Here is a 20,512-nt window from a genome sequence, read left to right as displayed (position 1 = left end):
TCGCTCAGTCGGACTGAGCCAGCCCCGCGACGTACTCGGCGAGTGCCTCGTCGCCGTCACGGGGGGTGAAGCCCGCTCCGACGATCTTCCCGAGATCGAGCGCGCTGTTGGCCGGTCGAGGAGCGATGACGCGATCGGCACCGCTGAAGTACTCCGCGGTGGTGACGTCGCTGACCCGAGCGGGATCATGTCCGGCGAGCCGGAACACCTCGCGTGCGATCTCGGCCCACGACCGCACCGGCCCGGTGCTCGAGAGGTTGTAGACACCGGCCTCCGGACGGGTCTCGAGCAGGTACGCGATCGCGTCCGCGATGTCCGCCGTGAACGAGAGCCGCCCGCGCTGGTCCGACACCACTGCCGGGTCGATCCCTCGCCCCGCGAGCGAGTGCATCGTCCGAACGAAGTTCGCGCCCTCTCCGATCACCCAGCTGGTGCGGAGGATGTAGTGGTCGCGCACGCTCGACGCAGCCAGGTCTCCGGCGGCCTTCGTCTGGCCGTACACGCCGAGCGGCGAGAGGGGAGCGTCCTCACGGTACGCCGCCTCTTCGGTGCCGTCGAACACGTAGTCGCTCGACACGTGCACGAACGTCAGGTTGAATGCTCGGGCGATGTCGGCGAGGCGCGCGACCGCGCTGGAATTCGCGGCCCATGCGTCACGTCGGCCGTCGATGGTCTCCGCCGCATCGACGGCGGTGTAGGCGGCCGCGTTGATGATGGTGGAGTACTCGCGCCAGGGACGGGCGGTCGCAAGATCGGACGCCGTGAGGTCGAGGCTCGAGCGATCTGCGAACTCGACGTCGGCGCGCCCCGCGAAACGTCGGGACAATGCGCGGCCCAGCTGGCCGCCGGCACCGACCACGAGGGTGCGCCGCGGAGCGAACGGCTCCACGTCGGCGAGGCGCGGGTGTGCGGCATCCTTCGCCGACAGCTCGGCCTGGTCCAGCGGAACCGGCCAGGGGATCGCGACGGTCTCGTCCGCCAGGTTGAGGAACGTGTAGTGCGCCTCAGGTGACCAATGGTCGTTCACCAGGTACGAGTACGCCGTGTCGTCCTCGAGGGTCTGATACGCGTTGCCGACACCACGGGGCACGAAGACGGCCCGTGAAGGGTCGATCTCGACGGTGAAGACCGCACCGAAGGTCTCACCCTCTCGCAGGTCGACCCAGGCGCCGAAGATGCGCCCGGTCGCCACCGAGACGAACTTGTCCCATGGTTCCGCGTGGATGCCCCGCGTCGTGCCGCGCGCATCGTTGAAGGAGATGTTGTTCTGGACGGGCCCGAAGTCGGGCAGCCCGGTGGCGAGCATCTTCTCGCGCTGCCAGTTCTCTTTGAACCACCCGCGGTTGTCGCCGAAGACGGGGAGTTCGTAGACGAGGAGGCCGGGAATCGGCGTCGTGGAAGCCGTGAGCTGCTTCGAGAACTCCATGCTGCTACTGCCCCCGAGCCGCGTAGAAGGCCTCGGTGCCGGCCTTGGCGGGCGCCCACCAGTCCTCGTTGGCGCGGTACCAGTCGATGGTCGAAGCGAGACCGGCCTCGAAGTCCTCGAATCGCGGCTCCCAGCCGAGTTCCGTCCGGAGCTTCGTGGAGTCGATCGCGTAGCGGAGATCGTGCCCGGCGCGGTCGTTCACGTGGTCGTACGCGTCGGCGGGGAGGCCCATGGTCGTGAGGATGAGCTCGACGACCTCCTTGTTGTTGCGCTCGCCGTCGGCGCCGATGAGATACGTCTCGCCGATGACACCGCGGTCGAGGATGGTCAGCACCGCCGAGGAGTGGTCGTCGGCGTGGATCCAGTCGCGGACGTTCACGCCGCTGCCGTAGAGCTTGGGGCGTTCTCCGCGCAGGACGTTCGTGATCTGCCGGGGGATGAACTTCTCGACGTGCTGGTAGGGACCGTAGTTGTTCGAGCAGTTCGAGATCGTCGCCTGGACTCCGAAGGATCGCGCCCACGCGCGGACGAGGAGATCGCTGCCGGCCTTCGTGGAGGAATAGGGCGACGACGGATTGTACGGCGTGGCCTCCGTGAAGCGCTCGGGATCGTCGAGTTCGAGATCGCCGTACACCTCGTCGGTGGAGATGTGGTGATAGCGGGTGCTGTGACGGCGAACCGCCTCGAGCAGCGTGTACGTGCCGATGATGTTGGTGTCGAGGAACGGTCTCGGGTTGTCGAGCGAGTTGTCGTTGTGCGACTCGGCGGCGTAGTGGACGACCGCGTCGGCGTCGGCCACCAGGCCATCCACGACCTCGGCATCGGTGATGTCGCCGTGCACGAACGTGAGGCGCGACTCGGGCAGCCCGTCGAGGCTGCGCCGGTTGCCGGCGTAGGTGAGTGCATCGAGCACCGTCACCTGGTGGTCGGTGTGTTCCACGACGTGGTGCACGAAGTTGGAGCCGATGAATCCGGCCCCTCCGGTCACGAGAAGTCGGCCCATCGTCAGCGTCCTCTTTCCAAAGTCTCGAGCAGGTAGGCGCCGTAACCCGACTTGACGAGCGCTTCGGCTCGTGATCGCAGTTCGTCGTCGGAGAGGAAGCCCTGTCGCCAGGCCACTTCTTCAGGCACGCCGATCCGGAGCCCGGTGCGACGTTCCATGGTGCGAACGTAGTCCGCGGCATCCGTCATCTGATCGAAGGTGCCGGTGTCCAGCCATGCGGTGCCGCGGGGCAGCACCTCGACGCTGAGGGCGTCGCGCTCGAGGTAGACACGATTCACATCGGTGATCTCGTACTCGCCCCTGGCCGACGGCGCCAATCCGCTCGCGATCTCGACGACGTCGTTGTCGTAGAAGTAGAGGCCCGGTACGGCGAAGTTGCTCTTCGGCGAAGCCGGCTTCTCCTCGAGCGAGATCGCTCGACCGGATGCATCGAACTCGACGACGCCGTACGCGCTCGGTTCGGCGACCCAGTAGGCGAAGACCGCGCCGCCTCGGACGTCGGCGAATCTCTTGAGCTGCGAGCCGAGGCCGGGCCCGTAGAGCAGATTGTCGCCGAGTGCGAGCGCCACCTTGTCGTCGCCGATGAACGGCGCGCCGATCGTGAACGCCTGCGCGAGGCCGTCGGGCGACGGCTGCACGGCGAAGGTCAGCTCGATGCCGAACTGCGAGCCGTCACCGAGGAGCCGCCTGAAGCCGTCGGCGTCATGCGGCGTGGTGATGACGAGGATCTCCCGGATGCCCGCCAGTATCAGCGTCGACAACGGGTAGTAGATCATCGGCTTGTCGTACACCGGAACGAGTTGCTTCGAGACGCCCAGCGTGATGGGGTGCAGTCGCGTACCGGATCCGCCAGCGAGAATGATGCCTTTCACCCCTCAATCGTGCCATGCGGTCCCCTACGTCGGCGACCGCATGGCGGATGACTGGGAGACGACGCTGAGAATCGACGCGGTTTCGGATGCGGCGACGTCCCTCGCGTACAGTTGGGAGGTCCCGGAGCGGGATCGATTGCGGTGCGAAGGGTGGATGACAGGGTGGCGTGGATCGAATTCCTGGTGCCGATCGGTGCGACGCTGGCGATCCTGATCGGGCCCGGAGCGCTGATCGCCTCGATTCTCGGTCTCCGAGGTCTCTGGCTGTGGGCGAGCGCTGCGCCGATTTCGTTGGGCGTCTTCGCTGTCGCGAGCTTCCTCTCCCCGTTCCTCGGCATCCGCTGGTCGATCCTGCCGTGTCTCGTGCTGACCATCGTCGTGGCGGCCGTCGCCTTCGGTTTCCGCGTCCTGTTCCGCCGTTATCGGCCCGAAGCGCCGCCCATCGGTCCGCGCTGGCCCTTCTTCGTGGGGTTCGCGGTCGGCGCCGTCGTGCTCGTCATCCGCATGGTCATGATCCACGGCACCCCGGATGCGATCTCGCAGTCGTTCGACAACGTGTTCCACCTCAACGCCGTGAGGTACGTGCTGGAGACCGGGAGCGGTTCGCCCCTCGATGTCGGCGGCATGACGGAGATCCCCTTCTACCCGTCGCTCTGGCACGCGACCGTTGCGCTGGTCGTCGACATCACCGGAGCGTCGATCCCCGCCGCGGTGAACGCCCTGACGTTCGTCGCGGCCTCGATCGTGTGGCCGCTCGGCGCCATGCTGCTCGTTCGAACCCTCATCGGCACCGCCCCTGCGGTCACGATCGCGGCGGGCGTGCTGTCGGCCGCGTTCCCTGGATACCCGATCCTGCTGCTCCACTACGGAGTGCTCTACCCGCTGTTCCTCGGTGTCGCGGTGCTGCCGGTGGCGCTCGCGGCGACCCTCGTCATCCTCCGGCTCGGCTCGACGGCGAGCGGGATGACTCGAACGGCGGCGTTCATCGTGCTCGCGCTGCTCATGCCGGGCATGTCGCTCGCCCACCCCGGTGCACTCGTGGCGTGGCTCGCCTTCACGGTGCCGATGGCAGTGGTGCTCCTGGTCCGCTCGTTCCGACGACGTCGATTCCTCGTACCGGTGGTCCTCTTCGCCGTGTACTCCGTCGTCGGAGTCGTCGCCCTCAACGTGCTGCGTCCGCCGGCGAGCCAGATCGTGTGGCCGACGTTGCAGACGGTCGGACAGGCGGTCGGCGAGGTCCTCACGGTTTCCGCGTACTTCATGCCGGTCGCAATCGGCCTGACGGTCTTCATCGCGATCGGCATCCTGACCGTCGTGCTCCGGCGCAGCGAGGCGCTCTGGGTGGCGTTCGGAATCTACGCGATGGCGGCCTTGCTCTTCATCGTGGTCTCCGCGAGCCCGTTCGAGTCGATCCGGCATTTCCTCACCGGCCCCTGGTACAACAACACTCCCCGTCTCGCTGGACTGCTGCCGGTGGCGATGCTCCCGATCGCCGCACTCGGCGTGGGTGCCATCGTCGAATTCGTGGTCGGCCGATCCTGGTGGCAGCAGGTCAGGACTCGAATCCCCAAGGGGTGGGCGATCGCCGGCGTGGGAGCGTCGGTCGTCCTGCTCACGCTCGGAACCCAGGGTTTCGCCATGGCCTCGGCGACGGCTCCGGCGCAACGGGTCTTCCTGCTCGCCGATGACGCCTGGCTGCTCACACCCGATGAGCTCGAGCTGCTCGAGGAGGTTCCCGAGTTCGTTCCTGAGGGGGTCACGATCGCCGGAAACCCGTGGACGGGTGCGGGATTGGCGTTCGCCATCTCCGATCGCCCCGTTCTCATGCCCCATCTGCTGATGGAGACCTCGCCCGACATGGCTGAGATCAACGAGCACCTGCGCGACGCGGTGCCCGGCAGCGACGTCTGCGACGCCGTTGAATCGACGAACACCGGATACGTGATCGATTTCGGTCGACAGCAGGTCAACAACGAGGAACGGCGTATGCCCGGCATCGAGAACCTCGCCGGCTCCGACGCCGTCGAGGAGGTCGCTCGCGTCGGTGACGCGGCGTTGTACCGCATCGTCGCCTGCACCGACTGAGGGAAGTCCTCCGCAGGATCCCGCGCAGCCGCGAGCCTTCCCGGATCCGAGTGGATCGTGCACCATGATGAATGGGTTGCACGCTTGGGGGGAAATAGTCATGTTTGCACGGGGGAAATTTCGATCGCGTGGCGTCACGGCGGTCTTGGCGGCGTTGTCGTTGGTTGCGGTCGCGCTCGTCGGCATCGACGCGACGGTCGGTGACCGCGCTCCGGCTGAAGCCGCGGACCTATCCCAGTTCCGCGCGGGCAACATCATCAGCAACAACGTCTTCTTCAACTCGGGATCAATGGGAGAGGCCCAGGTCCAGTCGTTCCTGAACTCCCGGGTCTCCGCGTGCTCGAGTGGTGCCGTGTGCCTGAAGAACTACGCGCAGTCGACATCGTCGCGCGGTGCCGACTCGCATTGTTCGGCGTATGCCGGTGCCGGCAACGAGCCGGCCGCGCGGATCATCGTCAAGGTCGCGCAGGCGTGCGGAATCAATCCGCAGGTGCTCATCGTCATGCTTCAGAAGGAGCAGGGCCTCGTCACCTCGACGGCGCCGTCGGCGACGAGATACCAGATCGCCATGGGGTACGCCTGCCCGGACACCGCCGCTTGCGACTCCCAGTACTACGGCTTCTTCAACCAGGTCTACTCCGCCGCGCGCCAGTTCAAGGTGTACGGATCGAGTTCGAACTTCACCTGGTACGCACCTGGGCGTACTGCCAACGTGCGGTACCACCCGGATGCATCGTGCGGGTCGAGTCCGGTGTACATCGAGAACCAGGCGACGGCCAACCTCTACTACTACACGCCGTACCAGCCGAACGCGGCGGCGCTCGCCGCAGGATACGGAACCGGGGATCGATGCTCCGCCTACGGCAATCGGAACTTCTTCAACTACTTCACCGACTGGTTCGGAAGCACGCAGACGTCTTCGGGTTCCATCGTGCAAGCTGCCGGACGTGGCGAGATCTACCTGGTGGCCGGTGGTGTCAAGCACCACATCGTCGACTGGGCGGAATACGTCGTCCTGGCTTCGCGGCTCGGCGGGGCGAGCACGGTCGACGTGCGATACGTCGACGGACTTCCGACCGGCCAACCTGTCACGCGGTACGTGCACGAGCCGAGCACGGGCACTCTCTATCTGCTCCAGGGCGATGGTACGAAGCACCGGTTCACCAGCCCGGAGCAGATCGCGCAGTTCGGGTACTCGTTCTCGAGCTACACGAATCTGGATCAGTATCAACTCGACGCGTTCCCGACGGGACCCCAGGTCGGGCCGTTCATGCGGGTGGAGTACCGGCCGGAGTACTATCGCATCTCCGGTTCCGAGCGCAGGTACATTCCCAACACCGTGGCCTGGTTGTACGTCTCGGCTTCAACCAATGGATTCGTGGCGCAGATGTCGGAGAGCGGCGCGAGGGCGCTGACCGAGGGACCCGCCCTGCTGAAGCCGAACAGCCTCGTCAAGGAGGCGAGTTCGGGTGACGTGATGCTGGCCGCCGGCGATCGATCGATCATCCGGATTCCGTCGTTCAGCCTCGCCGGTGAGTTCGGAGCGGGCGAGTATCGCGTCGTCCCCGATGGTGTGCTCGCGCGCAGCACGCGCACCGCTGGCAGCCTTTCGCCGTTCGTCCAATGCGACACTTCCGTGTTCTTCGGGGCTGGGGGGCAAGTCTTCCCGTACACCGGAGCCGTCCCCTCCGGATGGAACGTCACGGTGCTCGCCGCCGACGCGTGCCAGGCGTTCGTGAAGTCCCCGAGCTCGCTCAGTGGATCGGTGTTCGTCCAGCCACGGGGTGGCGGTGCCGTGTACCACCTCTCGGGCGGCGTCCTTCGCCATGTCCGTGCGTACGCCGATCTGATCGCGTTGAACGGCGACCGTCCGCTGAAGGTGCTCAGCTGGGATCCGTCGACCATCAAGGACGTCGGGATCGGCGCGCCGATCCTCGCTGAGGGCTCATTCGTCCAATTCGTCGGCACCGGCGAGGTCTACACGATGAGCGGCGGTCAGCTCCACCACGTTCAGAGCTATCAGTCGTTGGTTCGGCTCGGGGGAGGCCGGGTTCCGCCGATCGAGAGTCTTCCTGCGGCCTTCCTGTCGTCGTACCAGGTGGGGGATCCGATACCCTGATCTAGCCCCGGCCACCTCGACTATGATTGCTTTCACCCATGAGAACTGCTTCAGGCCGCGTACTGGTCATCGTCCCGGCTTGGAATGAAGAGCGAAATGTCGGCGACGTCGTGCGCGAGATCCGCGACGCTTCATCGAACTACGACATCGTCGTGGTCGACGACGGGTCGACCGACACGACGCACGAGGTAGCCACGGCTGCCGGTGCGGTCGTATTGCCGCTCCCGTTCAACATGGGGGTCGGCGGCGCGATGCGCACTGGATTCACCTATGCGAGCCGCCTCGGCTACGAGTCGGCGATCCAGGTGGATGCGGACGGCCAGCACAATCCACAGGACATCGCACAAGTGCTCGCCGCGCTCGAACACGCAGACATCTCGATCGGTGCCCGGTTCGCAGACCAGGGCGACTACGAGGTCCGTGGTCCGCGGAAGTGGGCGATGAAGTTCCTCGCAGGCACCGTTTCGAGGTTGGCGAAGACACCGCTGACCGACGTCACCTCCGGATTCCGCGCGGCGAATTCCCGAGCGATCGAACAATACGTCCGGTACTACCCGGCTGAATACCTGGGAGACACCATCGACTCGCTGGTCGCGGCGATCCACGCCGGGTTGACCGTCACCCAGGTGCCGGTTGCGATGCGCGTGAGAGCCCACGGAAAGCCCAGCCAGAATCCACTCGGAGCCACGGTGTACCTGCTGCGCAGCGTGTTCGCTCTCGGTCTGGCGATGCTCCGGCAGCCTCGTTCCCGTTCAATCGAGCGTCACGCATGATCGTCTTCTTCTCCATCGTCCTCGCGGTCACGCTCCTCGGCCTGGTGCTCACCATGCTGTTGAGGCGACAGCTTCGCGAGAAGTACGCCGTCCTGTGGATCGTCGTCGGACTGCTCGTGCTCATCCTCGGGCTGTTCCCCGGACTGCTCGAGTGGGCGACGCGGATCCTCGGTGTCCAAGTCCCCTCGAACCTTCTGTTCGCGCTGTCGATCATCCTGCTGCTCGGAGTCAGCCTGCATCTTTCCTGGGAGCTGTCCCAGGCGGAGGAGGAGATCCGGCGCAACGCGGAGGAATCGGCGATCGGTCGTGCCGAGATCGACCAGCTGCGAGAGCGCGTCGGGCGCCTCGAGTCCCGGTCGGCGCCGGAAGACTCCGACTCCGCCGCGGACCAGGGAGACGCCGGTTGACCGACCGGACGATCGTGGTGGTGTCGGCGTTCCGTCCCGACGATGGACTCCGCCGAAACCTCGTTCAACTCATGGACGCCTACTCCGTCATCGTCATCGACGACGGCAGCGGTTCCGAGTACGACGACGTCTTCGAGCGACTCGCGGGGCGCAATACGGTCGTGCATCGACTCGACCGGAACAGCGGTATCGCGCGCGCATTGAACGTCGGGGTCAGGGCCGCGCTCGCTGATGCAGCGGATTACGTCCTGATGCTCGACCAGGATTCCGCAGTGGAACCGGCCCTCGTCGATGAACTCATCGCCGCGCATCGCCGTGCGACGACCGCGGACTACACACCCGGCTTCGCCGTGCCGGAGTACTTCGCGGGCGTTCGGCAGGTGTTCCGAGAGCAAGCGGACGGGACGCTGACGACCCGCCACGCGATCCAGTCCGGAATGCTCGTTCCGCGCGTCACCTTCGAGCGCGTCGGTCTGTTGCGTGAAGATCTGTTCATCGACCTCGTCGACACCGAATTCGAACTGCGATGCAGCTGCGCTGGAATGGACGGCGTGGCTGCGCCGGGTACTGCTATGCAGCATCGGCTCGGAACCGCATACCGTCGACCGGGCATTCTCGGCCGGCTGCCGTTCATCCCCGATGAACTGACACTGAGCACGCCGTTCCGTTACTACTACCGTGTCCGCAATCGGATCGTCGTGAATGCTCGTTTCGGCCTCCGCCGCCCAGGATGGATCATCCGGGACTCGATCCTCGAGCTCCTGCACTTCGCCAACGCAGCTTCGGTGGCCCGGCCGCGGCGCGCATTGCTCGCCGTATACCGGCAGGCGATCGCCGACGGCGTGCGAGGTCGAATGGGCCGAATTCCCGATGCGGCTGCGAAGCGCGCCGCGACGGTGCGGTGGGCCGCGTCGGAGCTCGTGCCGCTCCACGAGGCCGGCTGACCGTCGGGATCGAGGCGCAGGGGAATCCGGCTATCCTCATCAGGACGGATTTCATCGGCCATCGTCTACGTGGCGCTCCGTTCGCAGCCGACCACAGGGAGACCATGCAGATGAACGCGCGATCCGCACGCGTCAGCGTGTGCATGGCGACCTACAACGGCGCCGCATACCTCGCCGAACAGATCGACTCCGTGCTCGAGCAGCTCGGCCCTGCTGACGAGCTCGTGATCACGGACGACCGCAGCACCGACGAGACGGTTGCGATCATCCAGTCCTACGCGGATCCGCGGATCGTGCTGCACCGTTCGGGCCGGAATCAGGGCTACGTCCGTGCGTTCGAGGACGCGATCGGGCGTTCGAGCGGTGACGTCGTGCTGCTCGCCGACCAGGATGACGTCTGGCTCCCCGGCAGAGTCGACGTGATGGTCGCCGCCCTCGACCGCAGCGCCGTCGTCGCTTCGAACCTCTCGCTGCTCGGAAGCGGCGCACCACTGAAGTCGCCGATATCGGGCAGACCGTGGCGACTCCGCTCGTCGACCGCCGATCATCGTCGACGGAATCTGGCGAGGATCATCGCGGGGGACGCGCCGTACTTCGGGTGTGCGATGGGCGTGCGGCGGGATGCCTTGGCCTTGGCCGTTCCGTTCCCGGCGTTCCTCACGGAGTCGCATGATCTCTGGATCGCGATCGTCGGGAACGTGTCGCGTTCGATGGGCCACGTCGATGCCGACACACTGCTCCGTCGCGTTCACGAAGCGAACGCGTCGAGTCCGCGCCCGCGAGGGCTCGCAGCGGCCGTCCGCTCACGTTGGATGCTCCTCCGCGCCATCCGCGTCGCGCGTACGCGCGTTCGAGCAGGACACCCGCTGTGAGGTGCATTGATCGGGTCCGGCCTCATGGAGCTTCAGCGTGCCCGGGCTTCCGAGGTCGGAGAGCTACGTCATGACGACGGTGACGACCGCACCCGCGACGACTCCGCCACGAGTCACGACGGAGGCGACGCGCGGCTTCCGTCCGGACATCCAGGCGCTGCGCGCACTCGCGGTCACCCTTGTCGTCCTCAACCATCTCTGGCCGCAGCGCCTCGCAGGCGGCTACGTCGGGGTCGACGTGTTCTTCGTGATCTCCGGATACCTCATCACCTCGCATCTCGGTCGCGAGTTGTTCGCGACGGGGCGTGTCCGGCTCGCGGCATTCTATGCACGACGAGCGAGACGGCTGCTGCCCGCAGCCCTCCTCGTTCTCGTAGTCGGGGTCTTCGTCACCTGGCTGTTGCTCCCTGCCGCGAGTTGGCAGCGAGCTGCCGGTGAGGTCGCGGCCGGCGCGTTCTACGTCGAGAACTGGGTTCTCGCCGCCCTTTCGGTGAACTACTCCGCCCAGAGCGATGCCGCCACCGTGGCCCAGCACTACTGGTCGCTCTCGGTCGAGGAGCAGTTCTACCTGGTGTGGCCGCTCGCGATGATGCTCGCATGGCTCCTCGCCGCCCGATTCCTGCCGAATCGACCCCGGGCAGTGGTGGCGGCGACGCTCCTCGTCATCGCGGCCGCCTCGCTGCTCGCAAGCGTGATGCTCACTGCATCCGAGCCGGCGCAGGCCTACTTCGTCACTCCTACGCGAGCCTGGGAGTTCGCGGCCGGGGCAGTGCTCGCGCTCCTGGCTCATCGCATTCGCCTGCAGCGCGCGATCGCAGAGGTCTCGGCGGTCGCCGGGTTCGCGCTCATCGTCGTCGCGGCGTTCTGGTTCGACCATCTCACGCCCTTTCCCGGCATCGCCGCGCTCGTGCCCGTCGTCGGCACATTGCTCGTGATCGGCGCGGGAGGCGCCGGATACCGGCTGCTCCACGAACGGGTCACGGGACTTCGACCGGTCCAGTGGCTCGGTGATGTCTCGTACTCGGTCTACCTCTGGCACTGGCCGCTGATCGTCATCGCACCATTCGTGCTGCTTCGTCCGGCGACTGCCCTCGACAAGTTGCTCATCGTTGCGGTGACGCTCGCCCTGGCTGCGCTCACGCGGCGGTTCGTCGAGGGTCCAGGGCAACGATCAAGCTGGCTTCGAGCGTCGACCCGGCGCACCTTCCTCGCGATGGTCGCAGGCATGGCGCTCGTCGGCCTCCTCTGCGCCGGCCTTGCCTGGGCGGCCGCCAGAGAAGAGGTCGCACTCGCGGTCCCCATCGCAGTTCCGGAGGCCGGATCGTGCGAGGGGCCGAACGCCGTCGCAGACGGGGCCGACTGCACCGCCCCGTTCGGCATGCCGGCGGAACAGCCTGAGATGGGCGAGCGCAACGCGTACCACCAGACGCCGAAGCCGTGTGCGCTCACCGAGCGGCTCATGGTCGGCGATGCGATGACGACGAGCGTCTGCGACTTCAGCGACGGATCCGGTGAGGCGACCGAAGTCTGGCTCGTCGGCGACTCCCACGCCCAGCAATGGCAGTGGGCCATCTTCGACATGGCTCGGGAGCGCGGCTGGCGACTGACGATCAGCTTCCTCGGCGGCTGCCCGCCGGCCGATGTCGCATTCGTCGGCTACTACGGTGATCGCGCCCCGGACGCCCGTGACCAGTGCCGTGAATGGAGCGCTGCGTCGGTTGCGGAAGTCGAGCACGAGGGGCCGGATATCGTCTTCACGTCCGCCTTCTCGCGTGCGGAGGTCGTCGATGACGGTACGGGGCGCTCTGCGGAGGAGCAGTACGCCGACGGCTTCGGTCGGTCTTGGAGTCGATGGACCGGCGCGGGCGCAACCGTCGTCGTCCTGGGAGATCCGCCGTTCAACGCCGGAGTCCGTGATCCGAATTGCGTCATTCTGAATCCCGACGATCCGCTGCGCTGCGCCAGCGAGCGCGGCCGGGCCCAACCTCCCGACCCGATGATCATGGCCGCACAGGCGAGCAGCGACCCACGGGTGGTGGCGTTCGACCCGACCCGCTACTTCTGCGATGACGCATCCTGCTATGCAGTGGTCGGAGCCGTTCCGGTCTACTATGACGCCAATCACCTCAACGTCGATTTCGTACGTCTGCTGCGCCCGTACCTCGAGCAGGTCGTGCCAGGGCTCGGCGCGGCGCCAGACACGCTCGAACGGTAGGTCCACGAAGGATGTGAGAGCATCGAGACTGGAACCGAATCCGGCCGCATCGGTCGAATCGGCATCTGATCGGCTGGTGAGTCACAAGTCGTGATGCTCTGCGTCGAGTCCCCTCGGAGGCGAGATCGCGTATGCTCGGCCAGTCACTGACGTCGAGCCGGCGCCACAGCGCGTCCGGCGTATCCCCAGAACCGCTATTCAGAGAGACCAGCATGTCATCTTCACCCGCGCTCTCCGCGTCGACGGTCGCACCCGGAGCGCTCCGGCCGACGAAGGATGCTTCGAAGGTGATGCGCGATGTGCAGGGGCTTCGCGCCGTCGCGGTCGCCGCCGTCGTGATCTACCACTTCTGGCCAGAGCGGCTGCCCGGCGGTTACGTTGGCGTCGACGTGTTCTTCGTCATCTCGGGCTTCCTGATCACGGGTCATCTCCTCCGCGAGTTGGAGCGTTCGGGCGGGATCGACGTCTGGAAGTTCTGGGCGCGGCGCGTACGTCGGTTGCTGCCGATGGCGTTCGTCGTGCTCGCCGTCACCGTGGTGCTGGTGCTCACCCTCGTGCCGGGCGCGCAACGCACCGACAATCTCATGCAGATCGTCGCATCGGCGTTCTACTTCGAGAACTGGCTGCTCGCGTCGAACTCGGTCGACTACCTCGCCAGCACGAATCCGCCGACTCTCGTCCAGCACTACTGGTCGCTCTCGGTCGAGGAGCAGTTCTACATCGTGTGGCCACTGGTGCTCCTGGGAGTCGCCTGGGTCGCGGGGCGAGGCCGGCAGCTTCGCACGAAGCGGGTCGTCGTCATCGGAGTCGTGATCATCGCTGCAGCCTCGTTCGCCTACAGCATGTGGGTCACGAGCGCTTCGCCGTCGTGGGCGTTCTTCGTCACGCCGGCCCGAGTGTGGGAGTTCGCCGCCGGAGCCCTGATCGCAGTCTTGGGCCTTCGAGTCCGTGCAGCGCGTTGGTCCGACGGACTGCGGATCGCCGTGAGCTGGATCGGTCTTGCGGCCATCATCGTGTCATGCTTCGCGTACAACGCGGCGACCCCGTTCCCAGGCGCCGCCGCGCTCCTTCCTGTCGTCGGCACTGCACTGGTCATCGTGGCCGGCCAGGTCGACCGGGTCGGCTCGACCACCTGGATCGCGAGCGCTCCCGCCATCCAGTGGGTGGGCGACGTCTCGTACTCCCTGTACCTCTGGCACTGGCCTCTGCTCCTCGTCCTTCCGGCATTGGTGGGCGATCGGTCGGGCGACTCCGTCGTGCTGGTGGTGTTGCTCGCAGTGGTCGTGCTGCTGTCCGCATTGAGCAAGCGATTCATCGAGGATCCGATGCGCGGCTCCGGCGGCCGGCGGCAGCGCAGCGCACCGGTCTTCGTCTCGATGGCGGTCGTCATGGCGCTGCTGAGCATCGTCTGCCTCGGCGCGGTGCGAGGCATCGCGGCGGAGGGCCAGGCCGAGGAGCAGCGCGCGACGGAACTCAGTACCTGCCTCGGTGCCGCTCGCGAGTTCGCGCCGGATGACGCGGACTGCGCATCGCTCGTGGACGATGACGACCTCTTTCCGCTCCCGGCGGCCCGCCTCGATGACACGGAGCTCTACGAGTGCTGGAGCGATGAGCACGAATTCGGGCCCGTCTCGTGCCAATTCGGACCCGAGAACGCCGAACTCAGGGTGGCGCTCATCGGTGACTCGCATGCGGCATCGTTGGTGCCTGCGCTCTCTCCTGCGGCCGAGGCCGGTGGCTGGCGGCTGGACACGTATCTGGGCATCCAGTGCCAGCCGGGCCAGACCGGATGTCGGTACACAGACCATTTCTCCGAACAGGTGCGCGACGGGCAGTACGATGCCGTGATCGTGAGCGGGTACAACAACGACCAGCCGACGCAGGAGCAGCTGACGACGGCGTGGAGCGAGTACCTCGACCAGGGGATCTCGGTGATCCCCGTGGTCGATGTTCCTCATATCAGCGGTGCCGCCTACACCTGCCTGGACCAGGGCACGACCGCGCGAGAGCTGGCGGCGTGTGTGACGCCTCGCGCAGAGGCACTCGAGGACCCCGAGTTCCAGGACCGCTATGGGAGTGCCGCCGAAGCGCTCGGACTCCCCGCGATCGACCTCACGTCGTGGATGTGCGGACCCACCGATTGCCCCGCCGTCATCAACAATGTCATCGTGTACCGGGACTGGCCGGTCTCGCACCTCACAGCGACGTTCGCCCGGAGTCTCGCCCCGGCGATGCAGAGCCAACTCGAGCCCGTCCTCGACGGGCTTCGAACGGAGTGACGCGAACGCCCGGCCGCTCTCGCGGTGCCGGGCGGCACGAGAATCAGAAATCCGCGCTGCGGACCGCTGTCACTTCAGGAGGCGGCGTTCGGACATCTCATCGAGCGAGCGCTGGTAGGAGTCGCCTTCGACGGGCTCCGTCTTCACCCACGCGACGAACTCGGCGACGCCCGCTGCAAACGACGTCTGCGGTGTGAACCCGAGGACGTCCTGGAGCTTGGTCGTGTCGGCGAAGTTGTGCCGGATGTCGCCAAGGCGATAGTTGCCGGTGACCGTCGTGGGCACGGAGACGCCGAATGCTGCGAAGAGTGATTCGACGACCTCCGTCACGGTGGTCGCGACACCGCTGCCGACGTTCATCACGTTGCCGCCGGCCGTTTCGACGGTCGAGGCGAGGAAGGTCGCCGTGACGACATCGTCGATGTAGACGAAGTCGCGGCTCTCTTCGCCGTCTTCGAAGATGTTGATCGGCTTGCCCTGTCGGATGAGCGTCGAGAAGATCGAGAGGATGCCCGTGTACGGGTTCTTCAGCGACTGGCCGGGGCCGTAGACGTTCTGGTATCGCAGCGCTACAGGCTCGATGCCGAGCGTGGGAGCCGTCGTCATGATCAGCTGTTCCTGCGTCAGCTTCGTGATGCCGTAGACCGACGACGGGTGCAGCGCGGCGGATTCCGGAGTCGGGATGACCGCGAGCTCGCCTTCGACGCCCGGCATGTGCACGTCGAAGTCGCCCGATGCCATCGCGGCATCCGCTCGGTGCGGGGGGAACACCGTCGTGCCGTCGGGAGCGCGGTAGGCGCCTTCTCCGTAGATGGAACGAGATGAGGCGACGACGATGCGACGCACCTCGTGCGGGGAGTTGGCGAGGAGGTCGAGCAGGAGCGCCGTGCCGCCCACGTTCGCCGAGACGTAGCGGTCGATCTCGTACATCGACTGACCGGTGCCGGTCTCGGCGGCCAGATGCACGATGGTGTCGATGCCGACGATCGCCTGCTCGAGGTCGTTGCGGGACGTCACGGTGCCCTGGACGAGCTCGACCTCTGCTGGCAGCGACCTCACGAGTGCGCTCGTCTGGGCGGGATCGTCGCCGTGCACCTGCGGGATGAGACTGTCGAGCACGCGCACGCGGTGACCGTGGTCGACGAAACGTTGCGCGAGGCGGCTGCCGATGAATCCTGCGCCGCCGGTGATGAGAATGCTGTTGCTCAAGGGATCCTTCTCCGACATCGTTGGCCGTTGGGACACGGCGTGCCGCGTGCGTTCGGGCATGCGGCGACACCCCAGTGTATCCGGGACGATGCCGGTGCACCGTTCCCCGAAGTCCGCCTCGGGTAGGATCGAGAGTCGCCCTTTGCCGGAACGGGAGCGTCCAGGCCCGAACAGGCGTGGAGCTCTTCCGTGCGAACGGCGGGTTCCACTGTCCCAGAACGGAAGGCACCGCATCTTGTCGCCGAGTACGATCGCCGGGGTCGTCGCGTGCTTCGAGCCGAACGACCTCGCCTCGTTCATGGCCGTCGTCGACCGACTCTCGCTTCGAGAGCAGCGGCTCGCGATCGCCGCTGCGAATTTCCGCGCGCTCTGCCATCCGGCAACGGAGATCGAGCTGATCCTGCACCGCGGCAACGGTGGAGAACGACCGCGGCTGACGAGCGCGCCGGTGCACCGGCACGATGACATCAGGTCCCGGCCCGTCATCGGGACGCTGCGTTTCCGCGCGCATTCCGCAGTTGCGCCCGTCGTCGCGGGTTCGAACGAGACGTTCCACGCCCTGATCAGCCCCGATACCGCGATGGCGGAGGATGACGGCACGCCGATGTCGGCGTACTGGCGGCTGCGCCAGCGCATCGAGCACCGGTTCCCGCTGCAGTACGACCTGTTGCGACAACGAGTGCTCGCTCGTCGCGAGCGGGGACTGCACTCGCGACCGCTGATGCGGCGTCCGCTCACTGACGAGGAACGCGCCGCAGCAGCACTTCCCGTCGTCGACGGGCAGCAGCGCGCGGTCCTCGTCGGTCTGCACTGGCTCGACCTGGGGGGTGCGGAGCGATGGGCCGTCGAGACGGTGAAGCTCGTGCGCGATGCAGGGTTCCTCCCGATCGTGGTGACGGATCGGGAATCGCACCAGCCGTGGATCACCCGGCCGGAGTTCGACGGCGCCGTCGTGATCCCGCTGAGCTTCCCCCTCGACGAACCCGGCGATGAGTCGTTCCTCCGAGCGATCCTCGGCGACTTCGACATCGCCGGCGTGATCGTCCACCATTGCGCCTGGCTGTACGATCGGCTGCCGCTCATCAAGACCTGGTGTCCGGGAGTCCCGGTCGTCGACTCGCTCCACATCATCGAGTACGCCGGCGGTGGCTACCCCGCGAGCGGTGTACACCTCGATCCGTACATCGACCTGCACCATGTGATCTCTCCGCAGCTGGCCGACTGGCTGACGGGCCCGCAGCAGGTCGCCTCCGAGAAGGTGGTGCTGGCGCCGTTGGTCGGGCTGACCGTCGAGCAGCAGCACTCCGGCTTCGTCGACACCGCCGGGGACACGCTTCGGCTCGGTTTCGTCGGTCGCCTGGTGCGACAGAAGCGGCCGTACCTCTTCCTGAAGCTGCTCAGGCGCCTTCACGACGACGGCGTGCCGATCCGGGCCATCATGCACGGCAGCGGTGAGCTCGAGGGCACGGTGAGGCAGCGCATCCACGACTACGGCCTCGACGGCCTCGTGGAGCTTCGCGACCACGAGGCGCCGGTGTCCGAGACACTCGCCGAGATCGATCTCCTCGTCGTGAGTTCGCAGAACGAGGGGATCACGCTCACGACCTTCGAAGCGCTCGCCGCGGGGGTGCCGGTGCTGAGCGCGGATGTGGGTTCCCAGGACACGATCGTGCATGACGAGATGCTGGTGCCGAGGGCACCGCACGGGTTCGTCGACGATGCTGCAGCGGCGATCGCGCACCTCGCGACCGATCCCGAGGCCCGCCGCGAAGCATGGGAACAGGAGATGGCGCGCGCGCGCGCCTTCTCGGCGCAGGAGAGCGCCACCGAATGGATGAGGAGAACCCTGCAAGCATGGAACGCGTAGCCGCAGTCGTCGTGACGTTCAATCGTCTCGAGAAGCTCAAACGGGTGATCGCCGCGATCGAAGCGCAGGACCACGCGCCCGAGTGGCTCGTCATCGTCGACAACGCATCGACGGACGGGACCGGGGAGTACCTGGCAACGCTGAAGTCGAAGCTCCAACTCGAGATCGTGTCCCTGCCGACGAACACCGGTGGGGCGGGTGGATTCTCCACGGGCATGTCGGCCGGCTACGCGGCCGGAGCCGATTTCGTCTGGATCATGGACGACGACTGCTACCCGAATGCCGACGCGCTCTCGAAGCTCGTCCGCGGATTCTCATCGGCCGTCGACGAGCTCGGTCCCGACGTGCCCTTCGCATGTTCGGTCGTCGAGTTCATCGATGGCAATATCTGCGAGATGAACAACCCGGCGCCGACGTGGGACTGGGCACGCCTCATGGTGAAGGGGCAGAACTCCGTCATGGTGAAGTCGTGCTCCTTCGTCTCAGTGCTCTTCCCGCGCTGGGTCCTCGAGCGATTCGGACTTCCCTACTCCGAGTACTTCATCTGGTTCGACGACCATGAGTACACGCTGCGCGTGACCGGAACCTGCCCGGGCATCCAGGTCATGGACAGCGTCGCGGTCCACGACATGGGCGACAACAAGGGCGTGAACTTCGGCATGATCGACGAGCGCAACGCCTGGAAGTTCGCCTACGGGATCCGGAACGAGGGATCGTTCCGTCTGCACCACCAGAGCCTCCTCGCCTACGTGATGTTCGTCGGTCGAGTCAACGTGATGATGCACCGCGGGCGGGTGGCCGGAGGCCTTCGCTGGCGAATGCGGAAGCAGCTTTGGAAAGCGATCGGGTTCAATCCTAGAATCAGGTACCCCGAGGGAGCAGCACGACCCCCGCAATGACCCCGGCGCGTTCTGGTGCAGCGCAGCAGGTGACCTTCTGGGAAGAAACGGAAGTTGTGAAACCCGAACAGAACGGCGGCGATGGTGCCGCGGTCGACGGCATCGACGCTGCCGGCATCGTCTTGTCGACTCCCTCGCAGCCGACCGGCATCCCGATCGACGTCGAGGTCGACGGTCATCGAGTCTGGTCGTTCGTGACGAAGCCCGCCGAGCGGGCGCGCCTGCATGCGTGGCCCGATCAGCTCGCACGGCACATGGACGGGACCGGGACGATCACGGTTCGACGGTCGCAGGATCGGCGGGTCATCGACGAACGATTCGTTCGCATCGGATCCGTCGATACCCCCCGGCGGGTGGTCGACAACAAGGGTCGCTGGATGGCCGTCAACAAGTGGGGCAACCTCGGCGTGCCGCTCGACGGGCATGACGGCCAGTTCGCATCGCGGCTGCTCGAACGCACCGAGGTGCTCATCCGCCATCTCCGGGAGTTCGGCGTGGAGCCGTTCGTCTGCAGCGGGTCGCTCCTCGGGGCCCTTCGCGGAGGGAAGCTGCTTCCCCACGATGACGACGTGGATCTCGGATTCGTGGCACCCACGGAGCATCCGGCCGATCTGAACCTGGTCAGCTATGAGATGCAACGGGCGCTCGAGCGGCTCGACTACACGATCGTTCGGCACTCCGGGAGCCACCTGCAGGTCACGTACCTGCTCGAAGACGGCGGCGTCGATCACTACATCGACATCTTCACCGGCTACTTCCGTCACGAGGAGTACAGCCAACCGTTCGCGATGCGCGGTCCGATGGCGACGAGCTCCATCCTCCCGCTGGGCACGGTCGAGCTCGAGGGTCACCGCTTTCCTGCCCCGGCTCGCGCCGACGACTGGCTGGCGATGTGCTACGGACCGGACTGGCGCGTCCCGGATCCCTCCTTCACGTTCGACGTGCCCCGCTCGACCACGCGACGGTTCGAGGCCTGGTTCGGCTCGTTCAACTACGGTCGAGACCACTGGGAGCAGGTGTACCGCGACCGCCGATCCCTCGACGCCGGGCTCTCGGGGCTCGAATCACTCGTCACCGACGACGAGTTCCTCGTCGACGTGGGTGCGGGGGCCTCGAGCCTCGCACGGAACATCCTCGATCGGGGCGGTCTCGCGTTGGCGGTCGACTACAGTGTCGAGGCGCTCGCGCGCCAGACGGCGGCCGGGGTGCCGAATCGGTATCGCAATGCCAACGATCGACGGGACATGCTGCACCTCGTCGCCGACATCGCCCAGCTCGGACGATCAGCGGTCATCGTCCTCGACGGCGTGATCGAGTGGATGCGCCCGGAGACCAGGGAGAACATCGAGCTCTTGCTCCGCGGAGTGTTCGCCGCGGGCGGGCGGGTGCTCGTTCGAGTGCGGCAGGAGACTGCTCCGACAGGCCAGACGCCGTACTTCGACGGCGCCGCAGACTGGATCACGGCACTGGCCGAACCGTACTCGGTGCGCGAGGTGGCCGACGGCGTGTCCGAGATCCGCGATCCTCGAAAGGGAATGTGAC

The 20,512-nt window shown here is 66.4% G+C and carries 15 protein-coding genes; 11 read left to right on the top strand and 4 right to left on the bottom strand.

All coding sequences use genetic code 11. From position 1 onward, the window contains the following. Positions 1 to 4 precede the first annotated feature (4 nt). Genes ACFCVM_RS04225 through rfbA form a run of 3 tightly spaced genes read right to left on the bottom strand, consistent with a single transcriptional unit; the run spans position 5 to position 3,301 of the window. Positions 5 to 1,426 (bottom strand): sugar nucleotide-binding protein, encoded by a 1,422-nt coding sequence (locus tag ACFCVM_RS04225; RefSeq protein ID WP_375834245.1) that lies wholly within the window; start codon positions 1,424 to 1,426, stop codon positions 5 to 7. A gap of 4 nt (positions 1,427 to 1,430) precedes the next feature. After that, on the bottom strand, positions 1,431 to 2,429 hold the full coding sequence (gene rfbB / locus ACFCVM_RS04220; protein ID WP_375834242.1) for a dTDP-glucose 4,6-dehydratase: 999 nt from the start codon (positions 2,427 to 2,429) through the stop codon (positions 1,431 to 1,433). Positions 2,430 to 2,431: 2 nt separating this feature from the next. Next, positions 2,432 to 3,301 carry a glucose-1-phosphate thymidylyltransferase RfbA gene (gene rfbA / locus ACFCVM_RS04215; protein WP_375834240.1) on the bottom strand — a complete coding sequence of 290 codons (870 nt, stop codon included), beginning with the start codon at positions 3,299 to 3,301 and terminating at the stop codon, positions 2,432 to 2,434. 162 nt (positions 3,302 to 3,463) lie between these two features. On the opposite strand from rfbA, the gene ACFCVM_RS04210 reads away from it, so the two are divergent. The 8 genes from ACFCVM_RS04210 to ACFCVM_RS04175 all read left to right on the top strand — a co-directional run bounded on the left by ACFCVM_RS04210 (position 3,464) and on the right by ACFCVM_RS04175 (position 14,995). Beyond that, positions 3,464 to 5,386 (top strand): DUF6541 family protein, encoded by a 1,923-nt coding sequence (locus ACFCVM_RS04210; protein WP_375834237.1) that lies wholly within the window; start codon positions 3,464 to 3,466, stop codon positions 5,384 to 5,386. After that, the gene (locus ACFCVM_RS04205; RefSeq protein WP_375834235.1) at positions 5,346 to 7,505 is read left to right on the top strand and encodes a hypothetical protein; all 2,160 of its coding nucleotides are present in this window, start codon (positions 5,346 to 5,348) and stop codon (positions 7,503 to 7,505) included. The genes ACFCVM_RS04210 and ACFCVM_RS04205 overlap by 41 nt, the downstream gene beginning before the upstream one ends. A 38-nt stretch (positions 7,506 to 7,543) precedes the next feature. Continuing rightward, positions 7,544 to 8,278 carry a glycosyltransferase family 2 protein gene (locus ACFCVM_RS04200; protein WP_375836650.1) on the top strand — a complete coding sequence of 245 codons (735 nt, stop codon included), beginning with the start codon at positions 7,544 to 7,546 and terminating at the stop codon, positions 8,276 to 8,278. Then, positions 8,275 to 8,685 (top strand): DUF2304 domain-containing protein, encoded by a 411-nt coding sequence (locus ACFCVM_RS04195; protein ID WP_375834233.1) that lies wholly within the window; start codon positions 8,275 to 8,277, stop codon positions 8,683 to 8,685. Before ACFCVM_RS04200 ends, ACFCVM_RS04195 begins: the two co-directional genes overlap by 4 nt. Then, positions 8,682 to 9,629 (top strand): glycosyltransferase, encoded by a 948-nt coding sequence (locus tag ACFCVM_RS04190; RefSeq protein WP_375834231.1) that lies wholly within the window; start codon positions 8,682 to 8,684, stop codon positions 9,627 to 9,629. The genes ACFCVM_RS04195 and ACFCVM_RS04190 overlap by 4 nt, the downstream gene beginning before the upstream one ends. 110 nt (positions 9,630 to 9,739) lie before the next feature. Next, the gene (locus ACFCVM_RS04185) at positions 9,740 to 10,501 is read left to right on the top strand and encodes a glycosyltransferase (RefSeq protein WP_375834228.1); all 762 of its coding nucleotides are present in this window, start codon (positions 9,740 to 9,742) and stop codon (positions 10,499 to 10,501) included. Between the two features lie 70 nt (positions 10,502 to 10,571). Then, complete coding sequence (locus ACFCVM_RS04180; RefSeq protein WP_375834225.1) at positions 10,572 to 12,716, top strand: acyltransferase family protein; 2,145 nt, start codon at positions 10,572 to 10,574, stop codon at positions 12,714 to 12,716. A gap of 212 nt (positions 12,717 to 12,928) precedes the next feature. Next, entirely contained in the window at positions 12,929 to 14,995 is a 2,067-nt protein-coding gene (locus tag ACFCVM_RS04175; RefSeq protein WP_375834223.1) for an acyltransferase family protein, read from the top strand. Positions 14,996 to 15,064: 69 nt separating this feature from the next. Here the strand turns inward: ACFCVM_RS04175 and ACFCVM_RS04170 are convergent, their stop codons facing one another. Further along, positions 15,065 to 16,204: an NAD-dependent epimerase/dehydratase family protein gene (locus tag ACFCVM_RS04170; RefSeq protein WP_375834220.1), complete on the bottom strand. Its 1,140-nt coding sequence runs from the start codon at positions 16,202 to 16,204 to the stop codon at positions 15,065 to 15,067. Between the two features lie 235 nt (positions 16,205 to 16,439). Between ACFCVM_RS04170 and ACFCVM_RS04165 the strand changes: the two genes are divergently transcribed. Genes ACFCVM_RS04165 through ACFCVM_RS04155 form a run of 3 tightly spaced genes read left to right on the top strand, consistent with a single transcriptional unit; the run spans position 16,440 to position 20,511 of the window. Continuing rightward, a complete protein-coding gene (locus ACFCVM_RS04165) occupies positions 16,440 to 18,071 on the top strand; it encodes a glycosyltransferase (RefSeq protein WP_375834217.1) in 1,632 nt (543 codons plus the stop codon). After that, the gene (locus tag ACFCVM_RS04160; RefSeq protein WP_375834215.1) at positions 18,059 to 18,970 is read left to right on the top strand and encodes a glycosyltransferase family 2 protein; all 912 of its coding nucleotides are present in this window, start codon (positions 18,059 to 18,061) and stop codon (positions 18,968 to 18,970) included. The genes ACFCVM_RS04165 and ACFCVM_RS04160 overlap by 13 nt, the downstream gene beginning before the upstream one ends. 56 nt (positions 18,971 to 19,026) lie before the next feature. Beyond that, a complete protein-coding gene (locus ACFCVM_RS04155; RefSeq protein ID WP_375834212.1) occupies positions 19,027 to 20,511 on the top strand; it encodes a hypothetical protein in 1,485 nt (494 codons plus the stop codon). Position 20,512: the final 1 nt, after the last annotated feature.

This window comes from Agromyces sp. NPDC056389, assembly GCF_042262385.1.
Lineage (GTDB): Bacteria > Actinomycetota > Actinomycetes > Actinomycetales > Microbacteriaceae > Agromyces.
Note: the sequence above shows the minus strand (reverse complement) of the source record. Positions and strands in the feature narration are given on the sequence as shown.